Raw genomic sequence first — 22,565 nt, 5'->3', positions numbered from 1 at the left:
CACGCGAACGGGCCCCGTCCACGCGGTGGACGGGGCCCGGAGAGCGGGAGGTCAGACCGCCGCGGTGGCGAGCGCCTCGGTCGACTGCACGGCTTGGCCGACACCGGCGACGATGGCCGCCGCGCGCAGCGATTCGAAGATCACCTCGCGGGAGACGCCCTCCTCGCGCAGGGTGTGCTCGTGCGCCTCCAGGCAGTGCTGGCAGCCGTTGATCGAGGAGACCGCGAACGACCACAGCTCGAAATCGGCCTTGGCGACGCCGGGGTTGCCGATGATCTGCATGCGCAGCCCGGCCCGCAGGTCGTCGTACTTGCCGCCGAGGAACGCCCTGCCGCGGTAGAAGACGTTGTTCATCCCCATGATCGAGGCGGCGCCGAGCGCGGCGTTGTACGCCTCGGCCGACAGCGTGTCGGCGGCCTCCTCGGCGATCTCGCGCAGGGTGGTGGCGGACCGGGTCGCGGCCGCCGCCGCCAGCAGGGTGCCCCAGAGCTGCTGCTCGGAGAGCACGGTGCTGCGGGTGATGGACGACAGGTTGAGCTTGAGGTCCTTGGCGTACTCGGGCAGGGCGCTCTTCAGGTTCTCAATGCTCATGCGAGAGCTCCTCTTTCGTAGTTCGGGGGCGGGTGACGGTCAGACGCTGGCGGAGAGCAGCTCGCCGGCGTCGATGGTCGGGTCGCCCTTCTTCCAGTTGCAGGCGCACAGCTCGTCGGATTGCAGCGCGTCCAGCACGCGCAGCACCTCGTCCACGTTCCGGCCGACGGAACCCGCGGTGACCGAGACGAACTGGATCTCGTTGTTCGGGTCGACGATGAAGGTGGCGCGGTCGGCGACGCCGTCGGCGTTCAGCACGCCGGTCGCGGTGGCCAGCTCGCGCTTGAGGTCGGAGAGGATCGGGAAGGGCAGGGTCTTGAGGTCCTCGTGCTGGGCCCGCCACTGGAAGTGCACGAACTCGTTGTCCACCGAGGCGCCGAGCACCTGCGCGTCGCGGTCGGCGAACTCCTCGTTCAGCCTGCCGAAGGCGGCGATCTCGGTGGGGCACACGAAGGTGAAGTCCTTGGGCCAGAAGAAGACGATGCGCCACTTGCCGGCGTGGTCGTCGCTGGTCACCTGAGTGAAGTAGTCGTCGGGCTGCTGAGCGTCGACCTTCGACAGGTCACCGCCGATGACGGCGGTGAGGTTGTACGCCGGGAACTGGTCGCCGATGGTCAGCAGGGCCATTCTTGGTCTCCTCGGTGGTTGTTCGACGGGGAAAAGCTCACCGATGATCTTGCCGCGCTGCCAGTTAAAGGTAAAGGTGATGGGTCGCACTACACTGATAGGCGTGTCTGATCAGACTTATCAGCCCACCCTGTCACAGCTGCGTGCGTTCGTGGCGGTCGCGGAGTACCGCCACTTCGGCACGGCCGCTGCCCGGCTCGGTGTGAGTCAACCCACGTTGTCGCAGGCACTGGCCGCGCTGGAGCACGGCCTGGGGTTGCAGCTGATCGAGCGCAGCACACGCCGGGTGCTGGTCACCGGGGCCGGGCTGCGGCTGCTGCCGCAGGCCCGCGCGACGCTGGAGGCGGCGGATCGCTTCCTCGCCTCGGCCACCGGCGACGGCCTCGGCGGCACGCTGCGGCTCGGCATCATCCCCACCGTCGCGCCGTACCTGCTGCCCGCGCTGCTGCCCCGGCTGCGCGAGCACATGCCGGGGCTGCGGCCGCAGGTGGTCGAGGATCAGACCGCCCGGCTGCTGGACGGGCTGCGCACCGGCGTGCTCGACGTCGCGCTGCTCGCGCTGCCCACCGAGGCGCCCGGCGTCCGCGAGATCGAGCTCTACTCCGAGGAATTCGTGCTGGTCACCCCGCCGGGGCACGAGCTGGGCGGCCGCGCCGACCTGCCGCCCGCCGCGCTCGACGCACTGCCGCTGCTGCTGCTCGACGAGGGCCACTGCCTGCGCGACCAGACCCTCGAGCTGTGCCGCACCGCGGACGCGCACCCCGGCTCGGTCGGCGACACCAGGGCGGCGTCGCTGGCCACCGTGGTGCAGTGCGTGGCGGGCGGCCTCGGCGTGACGCTCATCCCGGAGTCCGCGGTGGCCGCGGAGACCGCGCGCGGCACCCTGGACACCGCGCGCTTCGCCACGCCGGCGCCCGGCCGGACCATCGGGCTGGTGTTCCGCTCCTCCACCGGCCGCCGCGACGACTACGAGCGGCTCGCCGCGCTCATCCGCGAGTACCGCCCGCGCTGAGCGGCTCAGCCCCGCAGCGAGCGCGGCTCGATGGTGCCCCGCCAGAGCGCCCGCGCGTCGACGGTGCTCGCCCGGTAGGGCAGCGTGGTGAGCCGGTCGATCATGCCGGGCACCGGGTCGCCGATCCGGTCGACCAGGCCGAACAGGAACGACCACTCGTGCTCGTCGCTGCCGTAGTGCACCACGGTGCCGAAGTGGTCGTGGAAGCGCTGCCAGGACCGCTTCAGGGTCTCGTTGCGCCACAGCGTCGCACAGCCGGCCTGCGCGGAGAGGACGCCGCCGGGGGCGAGCCGCTCCCGGCAGCGGGTCAGGAACTCGGCCTCGTAGAGCCGGTTGTGCTGCGCCTCCTCCGGCCGCTCGTCGGGGAGGTCGATGACGATGATGTCGTAGCGGGTGCCCGCCGCGGCGGCCCGGGCCAGGAAGTCCCAGCCGTCGGCGTAGTGCACGGTGATCGGGCCGTCGCCGCGCTCCGCCGCCGCCAGCTCCTCCGGGGTGTAGCCGTAGGGCAGGTGCCGCGCGCACAGCTCGACCTCGAGCCGGTCGATGTCGACGTGGTCCACCCTGGTCACCCCCGCCGCCACCGCCATCTGGCTGGCCACGCCCTCGCCGGAGCCGATGATCAGCACCGTGTCCAGCTTCTCGGCCAGCACGAAGGCCGGCACCATCATGGCCTCGTGGTAGGTGAGCTGGGCCGCCTCGGTGGACTGCCGGTCGTCGTCGGAGAAGAGCGAGATGCCCTGCTCGGTCCGGGCGATCACCATGTGCTGGTAGGGGGTGTGCGTATCGACGACGATCTCGGAGAGCTCCCACACCCGGGTCAGCCCCGGCGCGAGCGGCTCCTCGATCCGCTGCCCGGCGCGCCCGCGCGGCACGGTCGACATCCGCACCTCGGCCGGGTCGAGCGCCTTGCGCAGCAGCTCCACCGCGTACTCCGCCCCCGCGCCGAGGCTGCCGCAGGTGAAGACGTCGACGAAGATGTCGCCGGACTCCGGGTAGGTGTGCAGCGAGGCGTGCGACTCCGCGAGCAGCGCGAGCACCGTCGCGCCCTGCGGCTCGAACTTGCGCCGCACCACGTCGCAGACGGTCGCGCCCGCCTCGGCCAGCGCCGCGCGCAGCGCGGCCTCCAGGCGTTCGGGATCGTCGCAGAGCACGGGATCGACGCCACCGAACTCGGCCAGCACGTGCCTGCCGGTGAACTCCGCCGTCATGATTGCACCCACTCTCGCTCAGCGCCCGCGACATGCACCGTCAGGGGCGGAAAACCGTTGAAGGACACCGATGCGTAGCTCGCCGTGTAGGCGCCGGTGTCGAGGATTCGGACGCGATCGCCCGCTCGCAGTGTGACCGGGAGCAGGACGCGCGTGCATTGATACAGTACATCGTCGCCGTCACAGGTCGGCCCGGCCAGCACCGCCTCGGCGACCGGATCGCCGTCCCGATCGGTGGCGATCCGGTACACGATGTACTCGTTCTCCGTCTCGGCCAGCCCGCTGTACCGGCCGACGTCGAGGTACACCCAGCGCCGCCCGTCCGGGGCGATCCGCACCGCCACCACCTCGCAGTGCAGCTCGCCCGCGGCCCCGGTCAGCGCCCGGCCGGGCTCGACCACCAGCGCGGTGCCCGGCGGCAGGTGGTCGCGGGCCGCCGCGGTGATCACCGCCCCGAGCTCGGCGAGCGCGGGCGCGGGGTCGGCGTACGAGATCGGCAGCCCGCCGCCGATATTGACGCTGCGCACCGGGATGCCGCCGGCCGCGAGCTTGTCCGCGATCCGGCCCGCCTGTTCCAGCCCGATGCGCCAGGCGGCGGGGTCGGTCTGCTGCGAGCCCACGTGGAAGTACGGCCCCGCGGGGTCGAGCCCCAGCTCGCGGGCCTCGGTCAGCAGCGGCGCCACCTCGTCGGGGGCGCAGCCGAACTTGCTGCCGAAGGGGGTGCGCGAGGGCGGCGTCGCGGGCAGGAACCGGCACTCCACTTCGGAACCCGGTGCGTGCGCGGCGATCCGGTGCAGATCCTCGGCGGTGTCGAAGGCGTAGCGGCGCACCCCGCGCGCGTATGCCTGCGCGATCTGCGCCGCCTTCTTCACCGTATTGCCGTAGCAGAGCAGCTCCGGCGCGATCCCGAGCCCGAGGCAGAGCTCGATCTCGCCCGGGCTGGCCACGTCGAACTCCGCGCCGGCGGCGGCCAGCGTCAGCAGCACCTCGGGGACCGGGGTCGCCTTGACCGCGTAGCGGATTCGCGCTCCCGGCAGCGCCGCACCCAGCGCGCGGTAGGCCGCCGTGACGCGCACCGGGTACAGGACGAGGCACGGCGAGGTCACGCCGCCGATCACCCCGCGGCCACCGTGACCTCGTCGAAGACCACCTCGCCGGCGGCGTCGGACTCGGCCAGGTCCACGACGGCCTCGATCGCCCAGCCGTGGTCGCCCGCCGGGTCGGCCAGGACCTGCCTGACGTGCCAGAACTCGGGGCGCTGCTCGACCAGGAAGAGCTGCGGGCCACGGGCATCCGGCCCGGTGCCGATCTCGCCGTACTCCGCGAAGTACGGCGCCAGCTCGGTCGCCCAGTCCGGCTCCGCGCCCAGCTCGGCGAGCGCTTCCCAGCGCTGCAGCGCGGCCAGCTCCACCCGGCGGAACAGCGCGTTGCGGACCAGCACCCGGAAGGCGCGCTCGTTGGCCGTGATCGGCCGCACCGACTCCGCGCCGTAGGCCAGCTGCTGCTGATCGGCCTCGGCGCCCGGCGCGGTGAGCTGCTCCCACTCGTCCAGCAGGCTCGAATCCACCTGTCGCACCAGCTCGCCGAGCCACTCGGTGAGGTCGTCGAGCTCCTCGGTGCGGGCCGCCTCCGGCACGGTGCGGCGCAGCGCGCGGTAGGCGTCGGCCAGGTAGCGCAGCACCACGCCCTCGGAGCGGGCCAGCTCGTAGTGCGAGATCAGCTCGGCGAAGGTCATGGCGCGCTCGATCATGTCCCGCACCACGGACTTCGGCGCGGGCGCGAACTCGGAGACCCACGGGTGCCCGGCGCGGTAGGTCTCGAAGGCGGGCTCGATCAGCTCGGCCAGCGGCTTGGGCCAGGTGACCTCCTCGAGCAGCTCCATGCGCTCCTCGTACTCGATGCCGTCGGCCTTCATCTCGGCCACCGCCGCGCCCCTGGCCTTGTGCTGCTGCGCCATGAGCAGCTGCCTGGGGTCCTCCAGCGTGGATTCGATCAGCGAGACCACGTCCAGCGTGTAGCTCGGCGCGTTCCGGTCGAGCAGCTCGAGCGCGGCGAGCGCGAAGGGTGAGAGCGGCTGGTCGAGGGCGAAATCGCGCTGCAGGTCCACCGTGAGCCGGGCCATCCGGCCGTACCGATCCGGCTCGTCCAGCTGCTGCACCACCCCGGCGTCGCGCAGCGCGCGGTACAGCCGGATGGCCCGCAGCATGTGCCTGCGCTGCGCCGGGCGCGGCTCGTGGTTGTCCTCCAGCAGGTGCCGCATGGCGGCGAAGCAGTTCCCCGGCCGCGCGATCACATTGAGCAGCAGCGAGTTCGTCACCCGGAAGCGCGAGACCATGGGCTCGGGCTGCGCGTCCACCAGGCGCAGGAAGGTCTCCTCGCTCCAGGAGACGAACCCCTCGGGCGGCTTGCGCCGCTGTACCTTGCGCTGCTTCTTGGGGTCGTCGCCCGCCTTGGCGAGCAGCCGGGTGTTCTCCACCTCGTGCTCGGGGGCCTGCACCACCACGGTGCCCATGGTGTCGAAGCCGGCGCGCCCGGCGCGGCCCGCGATCTGGTGGAACTCCCTGGCCTTGAGCCGCCGGGTGCGGGTGCCGTCGTACTTGGTCAGCCCGGTGAGCAGCACGGTGCGGATCGGGACGTTGATCCCGACGCCGAGCGTGTCGGTGCCGCAGACCACCTTGAGCAGCCCGTCCTGGGCCAGCCGCTCCACCAGCCTGCGGTACTTGGGCAGCATTCCGGCGTGGTGCACGCCGATGCCGTGCCGGATGAGCCGGGAGAGGGTGCGGCCGAAGCCGGCGGCGAAGCGGAAGTTCCCGATGGCGGCGGCGATCGCGTCCTTCTCCGCCCTGGTGGCGAAATTCACGCTGGTCAGCGCCTGCGCCCGCTCCAGCGCGGCGGCCTGGGTGAAGTGCACGACGTAGACCGGGGCCTGGTGCGTGGTGACCAGCTCCTCCAGCGTCTCGGTGATCGGCGTGCGGGCGTAGGAGAAGGTGAGCGGCACCGGGCGTTCGGTGCCGCTCACCACGGCGGTGGCGTTGCCGGTGCGGCGGCGCAGGTCGTCGGCGAAGAAGCCGACCTCGCCGAGCGTCGCCGACATCAGCAGGAACTGCGCGCCGGGCAGCTCCAGCAGCGGTACCTGCCAGGCCCAGCCGCGATCGGGGTCGGCGTAGAAGTGGAACTCGTCCATCACCACCTGGCCCACCTCGGCCGCCGCGCCCTCGCGCAGCGCCAGGTTGGCCAGGATCTCGGCGGTGGCGCAGATGATCGGGGCGTCGGCGTTCACCGCGGCGTCGCCGGTGACCATCCCGACCCGCTCCGCGCCGAACAGCTCGCAGAGCGCGAAGAACTTCTCGCTCACCAGCGCCTTGATCGGTGCGGTGTAGTAGCTGCGCACCCCGCGGGTGAGCGCGAAGAGGTGCGCGCCGACGGCGACCAGCGACTTGCCCGACCCGGTGGGGGTGGCCAGGATGACGTTCGAGCCGGAGGCCAGCTCCAGCAGCGCCTCGTCCTGCGCCGGATACAGCGCCGTGCCGCGCTCGGCGGCCCAGGCGCCGAACGACTCGTAGAGCGCGTCGGCGTCGGTGCCCGGAATGTCGAGCAGCTCGGTCAGATCCACTCCGACCACCCTACGCACCGGGGGCTCCGGCGCGGGCCCGCGGTCCTCGCGCTCAGCGGGTGCCGGGATCGTCCTCGTCGTCGGTGCCGGTCTGCTCGGCCAGGAACCGCTCGAACTCGGCGCCGAGCTCGTCGCCGCTGGGCAGCTCGCCCTCGCCGACCAGCAGGCTGGACTGCCGCTCCTGGGCGGTGACGAAGCTGTCGTACTGTCGCTCCAGCGCCTGCACCACCGTCTCCACCTCGGGGTTGCCGGCGATGTGCTCGTTCACCTGCTCGCGGACCCGGGCCCCGGCCTCGCCGAGCGCGGCCAGCGGGAAGGTCAGCCCGGCATTGTCGGCGACGTTCTCCAGCAGCGTCTGCGCGGCCTCCGGGTAGGCGGTCTGCGACAGGTAGTGCGGCACGTGCACGCTGAACCCGACCGACTCGTAGCCGTGCTGCCCCATCCGGTACTCCAGCAGCGAGGAGGCGCTGCCCGGCACCTGCAGCTCGCCGGGCCAGCGCTGGTGGTCACCGATCAGCGAGCGGTCCGAGGAGTGCGCGGTGACGCCGAGCGGGCGGGTGTGCGGGATCGCCATCGGAATGGCGCTCAGCCCGACCGTGCGGCGCACCCCGAGCTGCTCGGCCAGCAGCCGCACCGCGGTGGTGAACTTCTCCCACCGCAGATCCGGCTCCATCCCGGCGAGCAGCAGGAACGGGGTGCCGGCGGTGTCGCGCAGCGCCCACAGGTTCAGCTCCGGCTCGGCGTAGTCGGCGAAGTGGTCGGTCTTGAAGGTCATGAGCGGGCGGCGGGAGCGGTAGTCGAGCAGCTCGTCCACGTCGAAGGAGGCCACCAGCTCGCTCTCCAGGCTCTCCCGCAGGTGCGTGGTGGCCAGCCGGACGGCGTGGCCGGCGTCGGTGAAACCCTCCAGCCCGTGCACCAGGACCGGCCCCGAGCCGTCGGGCGCCGACAACTGCGGAGCGGGAAACTCCAGTTCGTACATCCGCGACTCGTTGTCCATCGCGTACTCCTTCCTGCGCGATCCGCCACACCCGGGGCGGGGGAACTCTCCGGCTCACACGCCCGCCTGTCGTGCTGCGAACCCTGTTCCATTGTCGCTCATGGAACTCGTGCCGCGTACCGGGCCGTTCCCGGTCGTCGCGCACCCGCTCCGGTCAACGCCCGGATGGTGCCGGGGATTCCCTGAACTGCTGCCGGAGTACCCGGGGACACCCGTTCCTCACCTTCGTTTCGCGGCGTGGCAGGCCGCGGCACGCCGGTCGGGTGTTGCAGAGTGGGGGGTGTGACCCCCGTCCCGCTGCCTCGGCACCGCCTCCCGCCCGCCTGCTGGCTGTCGGCCGTGGCGGTGCTGCTGGCCGGCTGCGGGGCCGTGCTGCCCGGTTCGCCGGGCTCGGCCGAGCAGACCACGATCGGCGCGCCGGTCGGCGCGGAGCTGACCGAGCTGGTGCCCGCGCCGGAGTCCTTCCCCGCCGGGTACCCGGCGGTGCGGCTGCCCGCGGAGGCCGCGGTGCAGGCGGCGGGCGATCTGGACGGGGTCGGGCCGGGCGCGACCGTCGAGCCGGCCCGCTGCACCCCGCCCGCCGCGCGCGCCGCACCGGGGACGACGGCCGTCGCGGTCGGCACCGACGAGGAGTCGAGGGCCAGCCTGACCGTGGAGCTGAGCCGCACCGATCAGCCGCTGGCCCGGCTGCGCACCCGGCTCGACGACTGCGGCAGCATCCGGGTGCTGCGCGCGGGCGCGGGCGCCACCGTGGTCACCGACCTGCTCGACGACCCGCCCGCCGCCGGCCCCGCCCCCGACGACGCGCTCGCGCTGCTCCGCACGGTGCTGCCGGATCGCGGCGGCGCCGCGCTCACCCAGACCATGCGCACCGTGATCGGGCAGGTGGGGGATGTGCGCATCACCGTGACCGGCATGGTGTTCGGCGGCTCCGAGCCGGAGCCGGGGCCGGTGCAGGAGCTCTTCGAGACCGCGGTCGAGCGGGTGCGCGAGCACTGAGTTGTCCCCAGGGGGGCGGTTGTCCCCAGGGTTTCTCTTGCCGCAGGTCAGGGCCGGGCTTCCGGGGTGAGTGGGCGGGCACAGTGGCCGCATGTCCATTCCAGCGCACTCCCTGCCCGGCCCGCCCGAACCCGTCGGCGAGGCTCCGCCGCCCGCCCGGCCACGGCGGCCGGGTGGTGCTCACCCCGCGGCGCGGGGGCCACTCGGCGAAGATTCGCACGTGCGGAATCTGCGCGGCCCAGCTGGGGCCGCCGCCGATCCGGCGCGGACGCGCCCGGCGGGAGCCGCCCCCGCGGTAGTCGGCGCCGATTCGGCTCGGCCGCGCCCGGCGGGCGCCGGCTCGGCCGCCCGGCCGCACCGCACCGGGCCGCCGCGCGGGCCGCGGACCGCGTCGCACTGCGGCGACGGCGACGAACCGCCGTTCGACGCGCCCACCGTCTACCTGGGCGAGCCCGGCGCGCTGCTGGCCTCGATGCCCGCCATGGTCGGCTTCCCGCCGGAGCGCTCGCTGGTGATCGTGGTGCTGCGCGCGCCGGGCGGCGGGCCGCCGGTGCCGCGGGGCACGGCCAGGGTGGACGCGGTGGTGCGGTTCGACCTGGAGACCGAGCGCGGGGCCGCGCTGCCCGCCGATGCCGTCGCCGAGTGCGTCGCCGATCTCCAGGGGCCGGGGCCGGTCGAGCAGATCGTCGCTGTCGTCGTCGACGAGCGCGGGCAGCCGGAGCGGGGGAGCGCGCTGGTCGCCGAACTGGCCGAGCACCTCGGCGCGGCCGGGCTCGTGCTCGGCGCCGCCTACTCGCTGCCCGGCTTCACCGCCGGCGCCCCGTGGCGGAACCTGCTCGATCCGGCCGCCGCCGGCACGCTCCCCGACCCGGCGGATTCCCCGGTCGCCTTCGGCCATGTGCTGTCCGGGCTGCCGCTGCGCGGCTCCCGCACCGAACTCACCGACATGGTGGCCGCCGCACCGGAGCTGGCGGCCGCCGTCGAGCGCGAACTCGAGGTCGTCGCGGCGGCGACCCGCGCCGACTACGCCGACGCCGTGCGCCGCGGCGCTCCGGTCGAATACAGCAGGCGCACCGCCGAATTCGTGCTGTGGCAGGTCTCGGTGCTGGAGTCCGGCGCGGAGCCGCAGCCGCGCGAGCTGGCCCGGATCGCGGTCGCGCTGCGCGACCGCCCGGTGCGCGACATCATGTTCGCCCTCGCGGCGGGCCCGCACGCGGGCGCCGCCGAGCGGCTCTGGCTGCTGCTCACCCGCGCGCTCACCGGCGCCGACCGGGCCGAGGCCGCCGCGCTGCTCGGCTACAGCGCCTACCTGCGCGGCGACGGCCCGTTCGCCGGCATCGCGCTCGATGTCGCGCTGGACGCGCTGCCCGGCCACCCGATGGCGGTGCTGCTGGAGACCTCGCTGCGCTCGGGGATGCGCCCGGCGCGGCTGCGCAGGCTGGTGCTGTGCGGATACGAGTCCGCCACCGATCTCGGCCTCGACCTGGGGCCGCGGCGATGACCGGTGGCGGAGTGCGTCAGGAGGTGGCGGAGGCCGGGGCCGAGTGCGCGCGCGAGCCGAGACCGCGCAGGAATTCCCAGGCGTCGGCGACGATCTCGTCGAGGTCGTTGTGCTCGGGCCGCCAGCCCAGCTCGCGGATGGCGCGCTCGCTCGCCGCCACGAGGGTGGCCGGGTCGCCCGCGCGCCGGGGCGCGTCGACCGCGGCGATCTCCAGCCCGGTCACCCGGCGCACGGCCGCGATCACCTCGCGCACCGAGAAGCCGGTGCCGCTGCCCAGGTTGTAGATCCGGTGCGTGCCCGGCTCCGAGCTGGTGAGCGCGAGCAGGTGCGCGTCGGCGAGATCACGGATGTGGATGTAGTCGCGGACAGCGGTGCCGTCCGGGGTCGGCCAGTCGGTGCCGTACACCGCGATCGACTCCCGGTGCCCGGCCGCGACCTGGAGCACGAGGGGGATGAGATGGGTTTCCACCACGCGGTTCTCGCCGAGGCCGCCGTAGGCGCCCGCCACGTTGAAGTACCGCAGGCTGGTGGCGGCCAGGCCGTGCGCCACCGCGTAGGAGGTGATGGCGTGGTCGATGGCGAGCTTCGAGGCGCCGTACGGGTTCGTCGGCCGGGCCGGGGCCTCCTCGGTGATCGGCACCTGCTCCGGCTCGCCGTACACCGCCGCCGTCGAGGAGAAGACGAGCCGCCCGGTTCCGCTGCGCCGCAGCGCCTCCAGCAGCGTCAGCGTCTTCACCACATTGCCGTGCCAGTACTTCTCCGGCTGCTGCACCGACTCGCCCACCAGCGACTGCGCCGCGAAGTGCAGCACGCCGTCGAAGTTCTCCGAGCCGATCAGCTCCACGCCCGCGGTGGCGATGTCGCCCTCCACGAAGCGGGCGCCGGCGGGCACGCCCTCGGCATTGCCGGTGGACAGATCGTCCACCACGACTACCTGGTGGCCGCGCTCCAGCAGGACCTGCGCGCAGACACCGCCGACGTAGCCCGCGCCACCCGTGACCAGAAGTTTCACGTATCAGACCAGTCTCACCTGGATGGCGTGCGCCATCTCGTCGGACAGTTCGAAGCCCTGATGGCCGGGCACCGTGATCAGCACCGAGCCGGGGCGGTTCTCCACGGAGACCCTCGCATCCGGCACCACACCGGCCTCGCGCAGGTTGCCGATGACGTCCGGGTCGGTCTGGATGTGCTCGGCCAGGCGGCGCACCACGACCGCGTGCACCTGGCCGGGCACCAGCTCGGAGAGCCGGATCAGATGCTCGTCGCCGGAGTGCACCGGAATCACGCCGAGCTCGTCCAGCCCGGGGATCGGGTTGCCGTACGGCGAGGTGGTCGGGTTGTTGAGCACCTCGACCAGCCTGCGCTCCACGTCCTCGCTCATGACGTGCTCCCAGCGACAGGCCTCGGCGTGCACGTTCTGCCAGTCCAGCCCGATGATGTCGACCAGCAGGCGCTCGGCGAGGCGGTGCTTGCGCATGACCGCGACCGCCATGCCGCGGCCCTTCTCGGTGAGTTCCAGATGCCGGTCGCCGGCCACCAGCAGCAGCCCGTCACGCTCCATCCGGGCCACCGTCTGGCTGACGGTGGGGCCGCTCTGTTCCAGCCGCTCCGCGATGCGGGCGCGCAGGGGTACGACGCCCTCTTCCTCCAGGTCGTAAATCGTACGGAGATACATCTCCGTCGTATCGACCAGATCCTTCACCAGTCACCCCTTCGTCAACACGAATTCTACCCGGGAACGGCCACGCCACTGGAAACGCACTCCTGTGTATTTCTACTGCATGTCAACGCTTCGCGGTGTTCCGTGCTTCCCGCTAGCGTTGCGAGCGTGGCCACTGAATCGATGGAGCCCTCCGCGACGGTCGTCTGGAGTGATCGATTCCTGGAGTACACCTGGACGCCGGAGCACCCGATGAAGCCGGCGCGGCTCGACCTCACCATGGCGCTGGCCCGGGAACTCGGGCTGCTCGCCGGGGTCGAGACGGTGCGCCCGGAGCCCGCCGGAATGCCGGAGCTGCTGCGGGTGCACACCCCGGAGTACATCGACGCGGTGCGACACGCCGTGCCGGAATCCGGGCCGCCGGGGAATCGTCCCGCGGCGCCGCTGTTCGGGCTCGGCTCGGACGACAATCCGATATTTCCCGGAATGCACGACGCCGCGTCGGTGATCGTCGGCGGCACGCTCGCGGCGGCCAGGGAGATCGCCGAGGGGCGCACCCGCAGGGCGGTGAGCATCGGCGGCGGAATGCACCACGCGATGGCGAACTCGGCGGCCGGTTTCTGTATCTACAACGACGCCGCGGTCGCCATTTCCTGGCTGCTCGACCACGGCTTCGACCGGATCGCCTACGTCGACGTGGACGTACACCACGGCGACGGGGTGCAGCGCGCCTTCTACGGTGACCCGCGGGTGCTGACCGTCTCCATCCACCAGCACCCGGCCACGCTGTGGCCGAGCACCGGCTGGCCGGACGAGGTCGGCGCCGGGCCCGCCGAGGGCACCGCGCTGAACCTGGCGCTGCTGCCGGGGACGAGGGACGCGGCCTGGCTGCGCGGCTTCCACGCCGTGGTGCCGGGCGCGCTGGCCGCCTTCCGGCCGCAGATCCTGATCAGCCAGTGCGGGGTGGACACGCACCGCGAGGATCCGCTGGCCGATCTGGAGCTCACCGTCGACGGGCAGACGGCGGCCTTCCTGGCCATGCGGGAACTCGCCGACCGGTACGCCGACGGCCGCTGGCTCGCGGTCGGCGGCGGCGGGTACGGGCTGGTCCGGGTGGTGCCCCGAGCCTGGACCCAGCTGCTCGCCACCGCGCTGGACCGGCCGCTGCCGCCGGAGACGCCGCTGCCGGAGGCGTGGCGGGAGCGGGCACGGGTAGTCGCGCCGCGGGTGGAGCCGCCCACGGTCATGGGGGAGGGCGGCGACACCGCGTACCAGCCGTGGGACGGGCCGGGAGGCGCCGTCGACACCGGCGACGCCGGAGCCGACCGGGCCCGCCGCGCCGTCGACACCGCGGTGCTCGCCACCCGCCGCGCCGCCTTCGGGCTGCTCGGCCTGGACCCGGAGGATCCCCGTGACTGAGCCGTACCCCGACGAGCCCGGCACGCCCGCGGTGCCGCCCCCGCCGCCGCAGCACTGGTTCGCCGACGTGCTCGCCTCGGACGGCGGCGTGGTGCGGGTGCGGCCGATCACCCCGGACGACGCGGAGCGGCTGCAGGAGTTCCACGGCAGGCTCTCCGAGCGCAGCCGGTACCTGCGCTACTTCGGCCCCTACCCGCGGATCTCGCCCAAGGATCTGTACCGCTCGACGCACGTGGACCACCGCGACCGGGTGGGGCTGGTCTGCGAGCTGGGTGAGGCGATCATCGCGGTCGGCCGGTACGAGCTGCTGGAGCGGGCGGGCGCGCGCGCCGCCGAGGTGGCCTTCGTGGTGGCCGACGAGCACCAGGGCCGCGGTCTCGGCTCGGTGCTGCTGGAGCATCTCGCCGGGGCGGCCGCGGAGAACGACATCGCCACCTTCGTCGCCGAGGTGCTGGCCGAGAACACCGTCATGGTCACGGTCTTCCGGGATGCGGGATATCAGGTGGAGCGGTCGCGGGACGGTTCGGTGCTGCACCTGGAGTTCGCCATCGACCCGACCGAGGCGCTGCTCTCGGTGCGCGACGCGCGGGAGCGCGCCTCCGAGGCGCGCAGCGTCGGCAACCTGCTCGCCCCGCGCTCGATCGCGGTGATCGGCGCGACGCCGGGCACCGGGCGGGTCGGCGGCGTGGTGCTCGCCAACCTGCTGGCCGGGGTGTTCCAGGGGCCGGTGTACCCGGTGAATCCGAATCGGCGCTCGGTGCGCGGCGTGCACGCCTACCCGACCGTGCGCGACATCCCGGACGAGGTCGACCTCGCGGTGGTCGCGGTGCCGGCCGCCGCCATCGACTCGGTGCTCGACGACTGCCTCGCCAAGCGGGTGAAGGGGCTGGTGGTGCTGACCGCCGGGTTCGGCGAGACCGGGGAGGACGGCGTCGCCGCCGAGCGGCACCTGGTGGCCGAGGCCCGCGGCCACGGCATGCGGGTGGTGGGGCCGAGCGCGCTCGGTATCGCCAATACCGACCCGGCGGTAGCGATGAACGCGACGCTGGCCCCGCTGCTGCCGCACCCCGGCCGGATCGGGTTCTTCTGCCAGTCCGGCCCGCTCGGCGTCGCCATCCTGGGCCAGGCCGCCGCGCGCAACCTCGGGCTCTCCACCTTCGTCTCCGCGGGCAACCGCGCCGACCTCTCCGGCAACGACCTGCTGCAGTACTGGGACACCGACCCCGGCACCGATGTGGTGCTGCTCTACCTGGAGAGCTTCGGCAACCCGCGCAAGTTCAACCGGATCGCGCGCCGGGTGGCCAGGCACAAGCCGATCGTCGCGGTGAGCAGCGGCAGGCTCGCGGCCCGCGCCACCCCCGAGGGCGACATGGACCGCTCCATCGTGCGGGACCTGTTCGGGCAGGCCGGGATCGTGCAGGTGGACACCATCTCCGAGCTCTTCGACTGCGCCGCGCTGCTCGCCTACCAGCCGCTGCCCGCCGGGCCACGGGTCGCCGTGGTCGGCAACAGCGCCGCGCTGAACTGGCTGGCGGTGGATGCCGCCAGGGGCGAGGGGCTGCGCGTGCAGCGCCCCGCCGAGCACCGCCGCACCCGGCCCCGGCGGCCCCGGCCCACCGAGCGCTGGGTGGACCACGAGGACCAGCAGGAGCCGGTGGACCTCGGCCCGCAGGCCACGCCGGGTGACTACTTCGACGCGGTGGTGGCGGCGCTGCGCAGCGCCGAGGTGGATGCGGTGATCGCGGTCTTCGCCCCGCCGGTGCCGCTGCCCATGGCCGGTTTCGCCGATGCCATCCGCTCGGCCGCCGCCGCGGTCCCGGAGGCGAAGAAACCGCTGCTCACCACCTTCATGGCCGAGGAGGGGCTGCCGAACCTGCTCGCGAACCGCGGCGACGGCGGCATCCCGGCGCTCGGCTCCATCCCCTCCTACCCGGATCCGGAGCGCGCGGCCAGGGCGCTGGCCCGGGTGCGGCGCTACGCGGACTGGCGCACCCGCCCGGTCTCGGCGGTGGTGCGCCCGCCCGGCATCGACGCCGAGCGGGCCGCGGAACTGCTGCGCGGCTGGCAGGCCGGGGCGCCGGAGGGGCGCTGGCTCACCGACCTGGAGGCGGTGCGGCTGCTCGGCTGCTACGGCATCGAGGTGGTGGAGTTCCGCGAGGTGCGCAGCGCGGACGAGGCGGTGGCGGCGGCCGAGGAGCTCGGCTACCCGGTGGCGGCCAAGGCGACCGGCGAGCTGTGGCGGCGGCGCGCCGACCTGAGCGGGGTGCGGCTGGATCTGTGGCGGCCGGAGGCGGTGCGCCAGGCCTACGCGGACCTGGTGCGGCTCTGCGGCGACCCGGTGCTGCACGTGCAGAAGATGGCGACCAAGGGGGTGGGGTGCGTGCTGCGGGTCACCGATGACCCGTCGTTCGGCTCGGTGCTGGAGTTCGGGCTCTCCGGGCTCATCATCGAGCTGCTCGGCGACCGCGCGTACCGGGCGTTGCCGCTCACCGAGGACGAGGCGGCCGCGCTCATCGACGCGCCGCGGGCCGCGCCGCTGCTCTCCGGCACGCCGGCCAGCCCGCGGGTGGACAAGGCGGCGCTGGTCGAGCTGGCGCAGCGCATCTCGGCGCTCTTCGACGACCTGCCGGAGCTGCGCGAGATCTCCTTCGATCCGGTGCTGGCCGCGCCGCGGGCGGCGTCGATCCTGTACGCCAGGGCGCGCTTCGGCCCGGAGCCGAGCCGGTTCGATATCGGCCCGCGCCGGTTGGCCTGACCGGACGGGGTACGGAGCGAACATCCGGCATCGCGGTGTCCATCGGATGATCGACATCGGAAAACGCTCCGCGCCGGGCGATCTTGCCGGACAATCTTCGTCGCACGGGTCAGGGGTTAACAACCAGCCCGGGTGCGGCGATCTTGTCGCGATCACTGCGTCTGACCGGAGAGGGAACCCCGATGACCACTATGAAGACCGACCCGTCTGTTCGTACCGCCCCGCGTACGCGCGGGCGGACGGCCCGGCTCGCCGGCGCCGCCACCCTGTTCGTGCTGGGGTGTGCGCTCTCGGCCTGTTCGGTGTCGATCGGCGGCGATCCGAAGATCGACGAGGCCGACCTGGAGAAGTCGGTGTCGCAGACGCTGGCCGAGGAGGTCGGGCAGACCCCGGATTCCATCGACTGCCCGGGCGATCTGAAAGGCAGCGTCGGCACCACCATGCGCTGCACGCTGACCGCGGGCGGCGACACCCTCGGCCTGACCGTCACGGTCACCAGCGTCGAGGGCGACACGGTGAACTACGACGTGCAGGTCGACCAGTAGTAACCGGCCCCGGAGGGCACGCTGGGCCGATCGGAGGGATCGGCCCAGAACGTCGGTGTGCGGTGCGGGATCAGCTGGCGTAGGCGCGGAGCCGGTCGGCCCGCTCGCCCTTGCGCAGCTTGGTCATGACCTCGCGCTCGATCTGGCGCACCCGCTCGCGGGAGAGCCCGAAGAGCTTGCCGATCTGGTCGAGGGTGCGCGGCTGGCCGTCGTCCAGGCCGAAGCGCAGCCGGATGACCTGCTGCTCGCGCTCGTCCAGGGTGGCGAGCACGCTGCGCACGTCGTGGTGCAGCAGCCCGGCGATCACCGCCGACTCGGCCGAGGTGGCCTCGGAATCCTCGATGAAGTCACCGAGCGGGGCCTCCTCGTCGTTGCCGACGGGCATGTCCAGGCTCACCGGGTCGCGGCTGTGGTCGAGCAGGTCGGCGATCTTCTCCACCGGGATGCCGGACTCGGTGGCGAGCTCGGCGTCGGTGGCCTCGCGGCCCAGCTGCTGGTGCAGCTCGCGCTTGATCCTGGCCAGCTTGTTGACCTGCTCCACGAGGTGCACGGGGAGCCGGATGGTGCGGCTCTGGTCGGCCATGCCGCGGGTGATGGCCTGCCGGATCCACCAGGTGGCGTAGGTCGAGAACTTGAAGCCCTTGGCGTAGTCGAACTTCTCCATCGCGCGGATCAGCCCGAGGTTGCCCTCCTGGATGAGGTCGAGCAGCGGCATGCCGCGGCCGGTGTAGCGCTTGGCGAGGGAGACCACCAGGCGCAGGTTGGCTTCGAGCAGGTGCGAGCGGGCCGCCTGGCCCTCGCGGACGACGACCGCCAGGTCACGCTTGCGCGTGGCGGAGAGCCGCTTGCCGGTCTCCAGCAGGTTCTGCGCGTACAGACCCGCCTCGATGCGCTTCGCCAGCTCCACCTCGTCGGCCGCCGTGAGCAGCGCCGTCCGGCCGATTCCGTTCAGGTACACACGGACCAGGTCGGCGGCCGGGCTCTGGGCGTCGATATCGGCATCGCTGGGGCGCACACGAGTCGTGGCGGGGCTTGTCATGACTTGCCTCCTGTCGGTGGTGTCTCACTCGGATCAACGGAACCGACAGTGAGAAAGTTCCCGGGGACCGCCCGGGTAAACAGGCCCTGGCCTGCGCTTTCCATCACCTTCGGCTGAGAAGTTCCTGAGAAGGGCCCGCCGCCGCGAACGCCTGTGCGTGGCTACGCGGGCACCACCAAGCCGTGCCGGACCAGCCCGGTCACCAGGGTCAGCACCGCGTTCGCGAACTCGGGCGTGGTCTCGCCGGGGCCGTGCGCGAGGGCGAGCAATTCCGTCAGCTCGGACAACGCCAGGCCGTCCGGGCGCATTCCCGCGAGCAGGGCGATCCCCGCCTCGTCCAGCTCGTGCTGCCAGCGCGGCCCTTCACCCCGGTGCACGCGCGCGACCAGCGGTTCCCAGCCCTCGGGGCCGGGGAGGGCGACGCGTTCCAGCGCGGTGGCGTCAGGGACACGGAAGCGCGCGTTCCAGGCCACCGCGGGGTCCGCGGCGACGGCGCGCAGCCAGGCCGAGCGCTCGAAGTAGGCGGTGGCCTCCGGGCCGAGCGGGTCGTCGAAGCCGTGCGTGAGGTCCTCGGCCAGCAACTCGGTCGGGCCGTCGATGGCGCGCAGGTAGACGAAGCCGAAGCCGATCCCGGTGACGCCCTCGGCCTCGAAGACGTCCAGCCAGCTCTCCGCGCGGCGCTGCGCCGCAGGCTCGCGCGGGTCGAGCCCGGCATCGCGCAGCCAGGTGCCGACGTAGAGCGCGGGGTCGGCGACGTCGCGCTGCACCACCCAGGCGTCGATACCGTGCGTGGGCAGCCAGGAGGCCACCCTGGCCCGCCAGTCCTCGTCCGCGCGGTGCACCCAGGCGGCGAGCAGCGCCGCGGTGCCGCCGGGCGCGAGCAGCTCCGGCGCGGTGGAGATCACCAGCTCGCTGGCGCCGTCCAGGGCCAGCCCGGAGTCGCGGTAGGTGTGCTCGACCCGGGCGGGCCCGACCACGAAGGGCGGGTTGGCCACGATCCGGTCGAAGCGCCGCCCGGCCACCGGCTCGAACCAGGAGCCGGCGAGCAGCTCGACCTCGAGGCCGTTCAGCGCGCAGGTGGCGGCGGCCAGCGCGAGCGCGCGCGGGTTGACGTCGGTGGCGGTGACGGCGGCGGCGTAGGAGGCGGCGTGCACGGCCTGCACGCCGCAGCCGGTGCCGAGGTCGAGCACGGTGCCGGTCGGGTCGACGGGGGTGGCGCGGAGCAGCGAGAGCGAGGCGTGGCCGACGCCGAGCACGTGCTCCGCGGTGAGGGCGCGGCGGCGCATGGAGTCGTCCAGGTCGGAGATGATCCAGCGGGTGCCCGCCCCGGCGTCCAGCGGGCGCAGGTCGAGCGCGGCGCGCACGGCGTCGCCGTCCCGCTCGAGCAGCCCGGCGGCGACGGCGTCGGCGAGCTCGACCGGGGCCAGCGCGGTGGCCGCCGCGGGAGCGGGCACGTCGTCGTGCAGCAGGAAGAGCGCGATCAGCGTGCCGAGGTCGCCCGCGGCGCGGGCGGCGCGGCGCACCGGGACCGGCTCGGAGCGGCTCAGCGCGGCGTGCGCGTCGGCCCCGAGCACCGCGAGCAGGGTGTCGGCGTCGTAGCCGGCCCGCTCGAGCGCGGTGCGCAGGCCGGGGCAGAGCGCGACCAGCGGGGTGTCGGTGCGAACGGCGAGGGAGTCAGGGGCGTCGGGCACGCCGCTACTCTGCCATCGCCGGTGCTCAGACTCCGTTCGGGTCGCGGGCGGTGAGGCAGTAGGGGTGGCCGTCGGGGTCGGCCATCACGATCCAGTGCTCGAAGCGCTCGACCACCCGGGCGCCGAGCCCGGTGTGGTACTCGGCGGCGGCCGCCGGGTCGGAGGTGGCGAAGTCGAGGTGCGCGCTCGCGGGCCGGTCCTCGTCCAGCCGCTGCAGCAGCAGGTCGTAGCCGAGCCCGGGCCTGCCGCGCAGCAGCGCGAACTCGGGGCGGCGGCCGACCCGGTAGGGCAGCCCGGTGAGCCTGCGCCAGAACTCGGTCTCGCGCTCGATATCGCTCGCCCCGATATCCAGGCAGACCTGGTCCAGCCGGGTGCTGACACCGTCCGGGCCCGGCACCGCGGGGCGCTCGCCCGGCTCGGCGCGGCCGTCGGGGGTGAGGCAGAAGGTGAGCCCGGCGGGGGAGCGGAAGACGGCGTAGTCCGGGTGGTCGAGCACCAGCTCGGCGCCGAGCCGGGTGGCGGTCTCGCGCCCGCCCGGCACATCGGCGACGTCCAGGTCGAGGTGCACGCGGCCGCCCTCCGGTACCGCCTGCATCTTCACGGTGCCGGGGCCGGAGGCGGGCTCCAGCGTCACGAACTCGGAGACCGCGCCCCGCTTCGCCGACACTGTGGTGCCGGTGACCGTCGCCCAGAACCGGGCCGATTCGTCGAACCCGTCGACCGGACGGTCGAGAAAAGCCCAGACCCACTGGATCATTCGCCGCTCCTCGCCTCGATTCGCTCCGACGATAGAGCGGCGGCGCAGCCGCTGTCGAGCCTGGCAGGATCTCAGCGGAACCTGGCAGAACTGCCACTCGCGGGGGCGCCCCGGCTCCGGCAGGATCTGCCGGTGACCTCACTGCGTACCGCCCGCCGCCCGGATGCCGCGGGCCGGTGGCCGCACCCCGCGTGGACGGTGGCCGCCGTCGGTTTCGTCGCGCTGATCGGCGCGGCCGCCTTCCGCTCGGTGCCCGGCGTGCTGCTGGATCCGCTGCACGACGAGTTCGGCTGGTCGCACGGAACCATCGGGACCGCGGTCTCGCTGAACCTGCTGCTCTACGGGCTGATCTCGCCGTTCGCGGCGGCGCTCATGGACCGCTTCGGCATTCGGCTGGTGGTCGCCTGCGCGCTGGCGCTGGTGGCGCTCGGCAGCGGGTTCACGGTGTTCCTGACCCAGCCGTGGCAGCTGGTGGCGACCTGGGGGTTGCTGGTCGGGGTCGGGGTGGGCTCGATGTCCATGCCGTTCGTCGCGACCATCACCTCGCGCTGGTTCGTCCGGCATCGAGGGCTGGTCACCGGGGTGCTCACCGCCGCCGGCGCGACCGGGCAGCTGGTCTTCCTGCCGCTCATCGCCGGGCTGGCCGACCGGCACGGCTGGCGGCTGCCCGCGCTGGTGGTGGCCGCCGTCGCGCTGGCCGTCGTCCCGCTGGTGCTGCTCTTCGTGCGGGACTACCCGAGCGATGTCGGGCGGCTCGCCTACGGCGCCCCCGAGGGCAGCACGGCGGGCACCAGGGTGGCGGTCGCGGGCGGCGCGCTGCGGGCGCTCACGGTGCTGCGGCGGGCGGTGCGGACGCCCGGCTTCTGGCTGCTCGCCGGTGGCTTCGCCATCTGCGGCGCCTCGACCAATGGGCTGGTCGGCACGCACTTCGTCACCGCGGCGCACGACCACGGCATGCCGGTGACCACCGCGGCCGGGCTGCTCGCGCTGGTCGGGGTATTCGACGTGGTCGGCACGATCTGCTCCGGCTGGCTCACCGACCTGGTGGATCCGCGGCTGCTGCTGGTGGGGTACTACAGCCTGCGCGGGCTCTCGCTGCTGATCCTGCCGCACCTCTTCGCGCCGCGGACCGAGCCGAGCATGTGGGTCTTCGTGATCTTCTACGGGCTGGACTGGATCGCCACCGTGCCGCCGACGGTCGCGCTCTGCCGGGAGATCTTCGGCGCCGACGGGCCGGTGGCCTTCGGCTGGGTCTTCGCCTCGCACCAGGTCGGCGCGGCGGTCGCGGCCACCGGTGCGGGGGTGGTCCGTGACCTGCAGGGCGGCTACACGCTGGCCTGGTACCTGGCGGGCGGGCTGTGCGGGCTGGCCGCGGTGCTGTCGATCTTCATCGCGCGTCCGGCCGCGCCGTCACTCGACGGCGCGGTGCGGCCGTGATTCCAGCGCGGGGCGCGGGCGATCCCAGCGGCTCGGCTCGTCCTTGGTGCGCGGCGGGCGGTCGTTGGCGATGAGCACCGCGATCCAGGGCAGCGGGATGGAGACCGCGATGATCAGCAGCGAGATCAGCGCATTGCTCCACAGCGAGTAGGCCAGCGCGGCGCCGAGCAGGCACGGGATCCGGAACGCCATGATCACGGTGTACCGCCGCACCCGCGCCCGGTGCTGGTCCTCCAGCGAGGGCGCGGCCTCGGTGATCAGCACCGGGTGGTCCGCGCCCGCGGTGAAGAAGCCGCGCGATCGTTTCTTCTCGGATCCCGCGTCGGCGTCGGTGGCGGGCTGCCGGGGGTGGCGCTCGTCGGCGTCTCGGGGGTCGCCGTGCTGGTGCATGTGTTCGAGTGTTCCACCGTTCGGCGCCGAGCGCATCGGCCGGGGGTGGCGGATGTGCGGCATCATGGAGGGCGTGAGTACTGACACCCTGGTGCGGCCGGACACCACCACCGACGAGACGACCGCCGACGACACCCCCAAGTTCTTCCACTACGTGAAGAAGAACAAGATCGCCGAGAGCGCGGTGATGGGCACGCACGTGGTCGCGCTGTGCGGTGAGGTGTTCCCGGTGACGCGCTCCGCCAAGCCCGGCTCGCCGGTCTGCCCGGACTGCAAGAAGGTCTACGAGCAGCTGCGCAAGGGCGACTGAGCCCTTCGGTCCCG

Annotated in this window: 20 protein-coding genes; 8 read left to right on the top strand and 12 right to left on the bottom strand. The window is 73.3% G+C overall.

The annotated features are described in order from the left end of the window. Positions 1–51: 51 nt before the first annotated feature. On the bottom strand, positions 52–591 hold the full coding sequence (locus tag AB0H71_RS27575) for a carboxymuconolactone decarboxylase family protein (RefSeq protein ID WP_357026559.1): 540 nt from the start codon (positions 589–591) through the stop codon (positions 52–54). A gap of 39 nt (positions 592–630) precedes the next feature. Further along, on the bottom strand, positions 631–1,218 hold the full coding sequence (locus AB0H71_RS27570) for a peroxiredoxin (protein WP_357026557.1): 588 nt from the start codon (positions 1,216–1,218) through the stop codon (positions 631–633). 103 nt (positions 1,219–1,321) lie between these two features. On the opposite strand from AB0H71_RS27570, the gene AB0H71_RS27565 reads away from it, so the two are divergent. Continuing rightward, positions 1,322–2,230, top strand: coding sequence for a LysR substrate-binding domain-containing protein (locus AB0H71_RS27565; protein WP_357026555.1), 909 nt, complete (start codon positions 1,322–1,324; stop codon positions 2,228–2,230). Between the two features lie 5 nt (positions 2,231–2,235). On the opposite strand, the gene speD is transcribed toward AB0H71_RS27565, so the two are convergent. From speD to AB0H71_RS27545, 4 genes are read right to left on the bottom strand one after another with little or no spacing between them, the layout of a single operon-like run. Continuing rightward, entirely contained in the window at positions 2,236–3,438 is a 1,203-nt protein-coding gene (speD, locus tag AB0H71_RS27560) for an adenosylmethionine decarboxylase (protein ID WP_357026553.1), read from the bottom strand. Continuing rightward, positions 3,435–4,556 carry a type III PLP-dependent enzyme gene (locus AB0H71_RS27555; RefSeq protein ID WP_357026551.1) on the bottom strand — a complete coding sequence of 374 codons (1,122 nt, stop codon included), beginning with the start codon at positions 4,554–4,556 and terminating at the stop codon, positions 3,435–3,437. Before AB0H71_RS27555 ends, speD begins: the two co-directional genes overlap by 4 nt. After that, a complete protein-coding gene (locus AB0H71_RS27550; protein ID WP_357026549.1) occupies positions 4,553–7,051 on the bottom strand; it encodes a DUF3516 domain-containing protein in 2,499 nt (832 codons plus the stop codon). The genes AB0H71_RS27555 and AB0H71_RS27550 overlap by 4 nt, the downstream gene beginning before the upstream one ends. Positions 7,052–7,103: 52 nt before the next feature. Next, complete coding sequence (locus tag AB0H71_RS27545) at positions 7,104–8,048, bottom strand: PAC2 family protein (RefSeq protein ID WP_357026548.1); 945 nt, start codon at positions 8,046–8,048, stop codon at positions 7,104–7,106. A 282-nt stretch (positions 8,049–8,330) separates the two neighbouring features. Here AB0H71_RS27545 and AB0H71_RS27540 point away from each other — a divergent pair, with 282 nt between their 5' ends. Beyond that, positions 8,331–9,047, top strand: a complete 717-nt coding sequence (locus tag AB0H71_RS27540; RefSeq protein WP_357026546.1) for a sensor domain-containing protein — start codon at positions 8,331–8,333, stop codon at positions 9,045–9,047. Positions 9,048–9,267: 220 nt separating this feature from the next. After that, the gene (locus AB0H71_RS27535; protein WP_357026544.1) at positions 9,268–10,548 is read left to right on the top strand and encodes a DUF4192 domain-containing protein; all 1,281 of its coding nucleotides are present in this window, start codon (positions 9,268–9,270) and stop codon (positions 10,546–10,548) included. 16 nt (positions 10,549–10,564) lie between these two features. Here the strand turns inward: AB0H71_RS27535 and galE are convergent, their stop codons facing one another. Further along, positions 10,565–11,560, bottom strand: coding sequence for a UDP-glucose 4-epimerase GalE (galE, locus tag AB0H71_RS27530; protein ID WP_357026542.1), 996 nt, complete (start codon positions 11,558–11,560; stop codon positions 10,565–10,567). A 3-nt stretch (positions 11,561–11,563) separates the two neighbouring features. After that, a complete protein-coding gene (locus AB0H71_RS27525; RefSeq protein ID WP_357026540.1) occupies positions 11,564–12,250 on the bottom strand; it encodes a metal-dependent transcriptional regulator in 687 nt (228 codons plus the stop codon). Between the two features lie 141 nt (positions 12,251–12,391). Between AB0H71_RS27525 and AB0H71_RS27520 the strand changes: the two genes are divergently transcribed. From AB0H71_RS27520 to AB0H71_RS27510, 3 genes are all read left to right on the top strand, one after another. Continuing rightward, positions 12,392–13,627: an acetoin utilization protein AcuC gene (locus AB0H71_RS27520; protein WP_357026915.1), complete on the top strand. Its 1,236-nt coding sequence runs from the start codon at positions 12,392–12,394 to the stop codon at positions 13,625–13,627. Beyond that, entirely contained in the window at positions 13,620–16,382 is a 2,763-nt protein-coding gene (locus AB0H71_RS27515) for a GNAT family N-acetyltransferase (RefSeq protein WP_357026538.1), read from the top strand. Before AB0H71_RS27520 ends, AB0H71_RS27515 begins: the two co-directional genes overlap by 8 nt. A gap of 182 nt (positions 16,383–16,564) precedes the next feature. Next, positions 16,565–16,927 carry a DUF4333 domain-containing protein gene (locus AB0H71_RS27510; protein ID WP_357026536.1) on the top strand — a complete coding sequence of 121 codons (363 nt, stop codon included), beginning with the start codon at positions 16,565–16,567 and terminating at the stop codon, positions 16,925–16,927. Between the two features lie 70 nt (positions 16,928–16,997). Here the strand turns inward: AB0H71_RS27510 and AB0H71_RS27505 are convergent, their stop codons facing one another. From AB0H71_RS27505 to AB0H71_RS27495, 3 genes are all read right to left on the bottom strand, one after another. Next, the gene (locus tag AB0H71_RS27505) at positions 16,998–17,966 is read right to left on the bottom strand and encodes a sigma-70 family RNA polymerase sigma factor (RefSeq protein ID WP_357026535.1); all 969 of its coding nucleotides are present in this window, start codon (positions 17,964–17,966) and stop codon (positions 16,998–17,000) included. 161 nt (positions 17,967–18,127) lie between these two features. Beyond that, on the bottom strand, positions 18,128–19,657 hold the full coding sequence (locus tag AB0H71_RS27500) for a methyltransferase (protein ID WP_357026533.1): 1,530 nt from the start codon (positions 19,655–19,657) through the stop codon (positions 18,128–18,130). A 25-nt stretch (positions 19,658–19,682) separates the two neighbouring features. Continuing rightward, positions 19,683–20,414, bottom strand: a complete 732-nt coding sequence (locus AB0H71_RS27495) for a VOC family protein (RefSeq protein WP_357026531.1) — start codon at positions 20,412–20,414, stop codon at positions 19,683–19,685. A gap of 132 nt (positions 20,415–20,546) precedes the next feature. Here AB0H71_RS27495 and AB0H71_RS27490 point away from each other — a divergent pair, with 132 nt between their 5' ends. Beyond that, on the top strand, positions 20,547–21,851 hold the full coding sequence (locus tag AB0H71_RS27490; RefSeq protein ID WP_357026529.1) for an MFS transporter: 1,305 nt from the start codon (positions 20,547–20,549) through the stop codon (positions 21,849–21,851). On the opposite strand, the gene AB0H71_RS27485 is transcribed toward AB0H71_RS27490, so the two are convergent. Continuing rightward, positions 21,825–22,241 carry a DUF3099 domain-containing protein gene (locus AB0H71_RS27485; protein WP_357026527.1) on the bottom strand — a complete coding sequence of 139 codons (417 nt, stop codon included), beginning with the start codon at positions 22,239–22,241 and terminating at the stop codon, positions 21,825–21,827. The genes AB0H71_RS27490 and AB0H71_RS27485 overlap by 27 nt on opposite strands. A 73-nt stretch (positions 22,242–22,314) precedes the next feature. Between AB0H71_RS27485 and AB0H71_RS27480 the strand changes: the two genes are divergently transcribed. Continuing rightward, positions 22,315–22,551 (top strand): DUF3039 domain-containing protein, encoded by a 237-nt coding sequence (locus AB0H71_RS27480; RefSeq protein WP_067656785.1) that lies wholly within the window; start codon positions 22,315–22,317, stop codon positions 22,549–22,551. Positions 22,552–22,565: the final 14 nt, after the last annotated feature.

The sequence above is a fragment of the Nocardia sp. NPDC050697 genome (assembly GCF_040654395.1).
In the GTDB taxonomy this organism is placed as follows: Bacteria; Actinomycetota; Actinomycetes; order Mycobacteriales; family Mycobacteriaceae; genus Nocardia.
Note: the sequence above shows the minus strand (reverse complement) of the source record. Positions and strands in the feature narration are given on the sequence as shown.

Excerpts from the sequence above, each read along its gene's own strand:
- AB0H71_RS27575 (WP_357026559.1), bottom strand. The coding sequence starts at position 591 with ATGAGCATTGAGAACCTGAAGAGCGCCCTGCCCGAGTACGCCAAGGAC.
- AB0H71_RS27570 (WP_357026557.1), bottom strand. The coding sequence starts at position 1,218 with ATGGCCCTGCTGACCATCGGCGACCAGTTCCCGGCGTACAACCTCACC.
- speD (WP_357026553.1), bottom strand. The coding sequence starts at position 3,438 with ATGACGGCGGAGTTCACCGGCAGGCACGTGCTGGCCGAGTTCGGTGGC.
- AB0H71_RS27545 (WP_357026548.1), bottom strand. The coding sequence starts at position 8,048 with ATGGACAACGAGTCGCGGATGTACGAACTGGAGTTTCCCGCTCCGCAG.
- AB0H71_RS27520 (WP_357026915.1), top strand. The coding sequence starts at position 12,392 with ATGGAGCCCTCCGCGACGGTCGTCTGGAGTGATCGATTCCTGGAGTAC.
- AB0H71_RS27510 (WP_357026536.1), top strand. The coding sequence starts at position 16,565 with ATGACCACTATGAAGACCGACCCGTCTGTTCGTACCGCCCCGCGTACG.
- AB0H71_RS27505 (WP_357026535.1), bottom strand. The coding sequence starts at position 17,966 with ATGACAAGCCCCGCCACGACTCGTGTGCGCCCCAGCGATGCCGATATC.
- AB0H71_RS27495 (WP_357026531.1), bottom strand. The coding sequence starts at position 20,414 with ATGATCCAGTGGGTCTGGGCTTTTCTCGACCGTCCGGTCGACGGGTTC.
- AB0H71_RS27485 (WP_357026527.1), bottom strand. The coding sequence starts at position 22,241 with ATGCACCAGCACGGCGACCCCCGAGACGCCGACGAGCGCCACCCCCGG.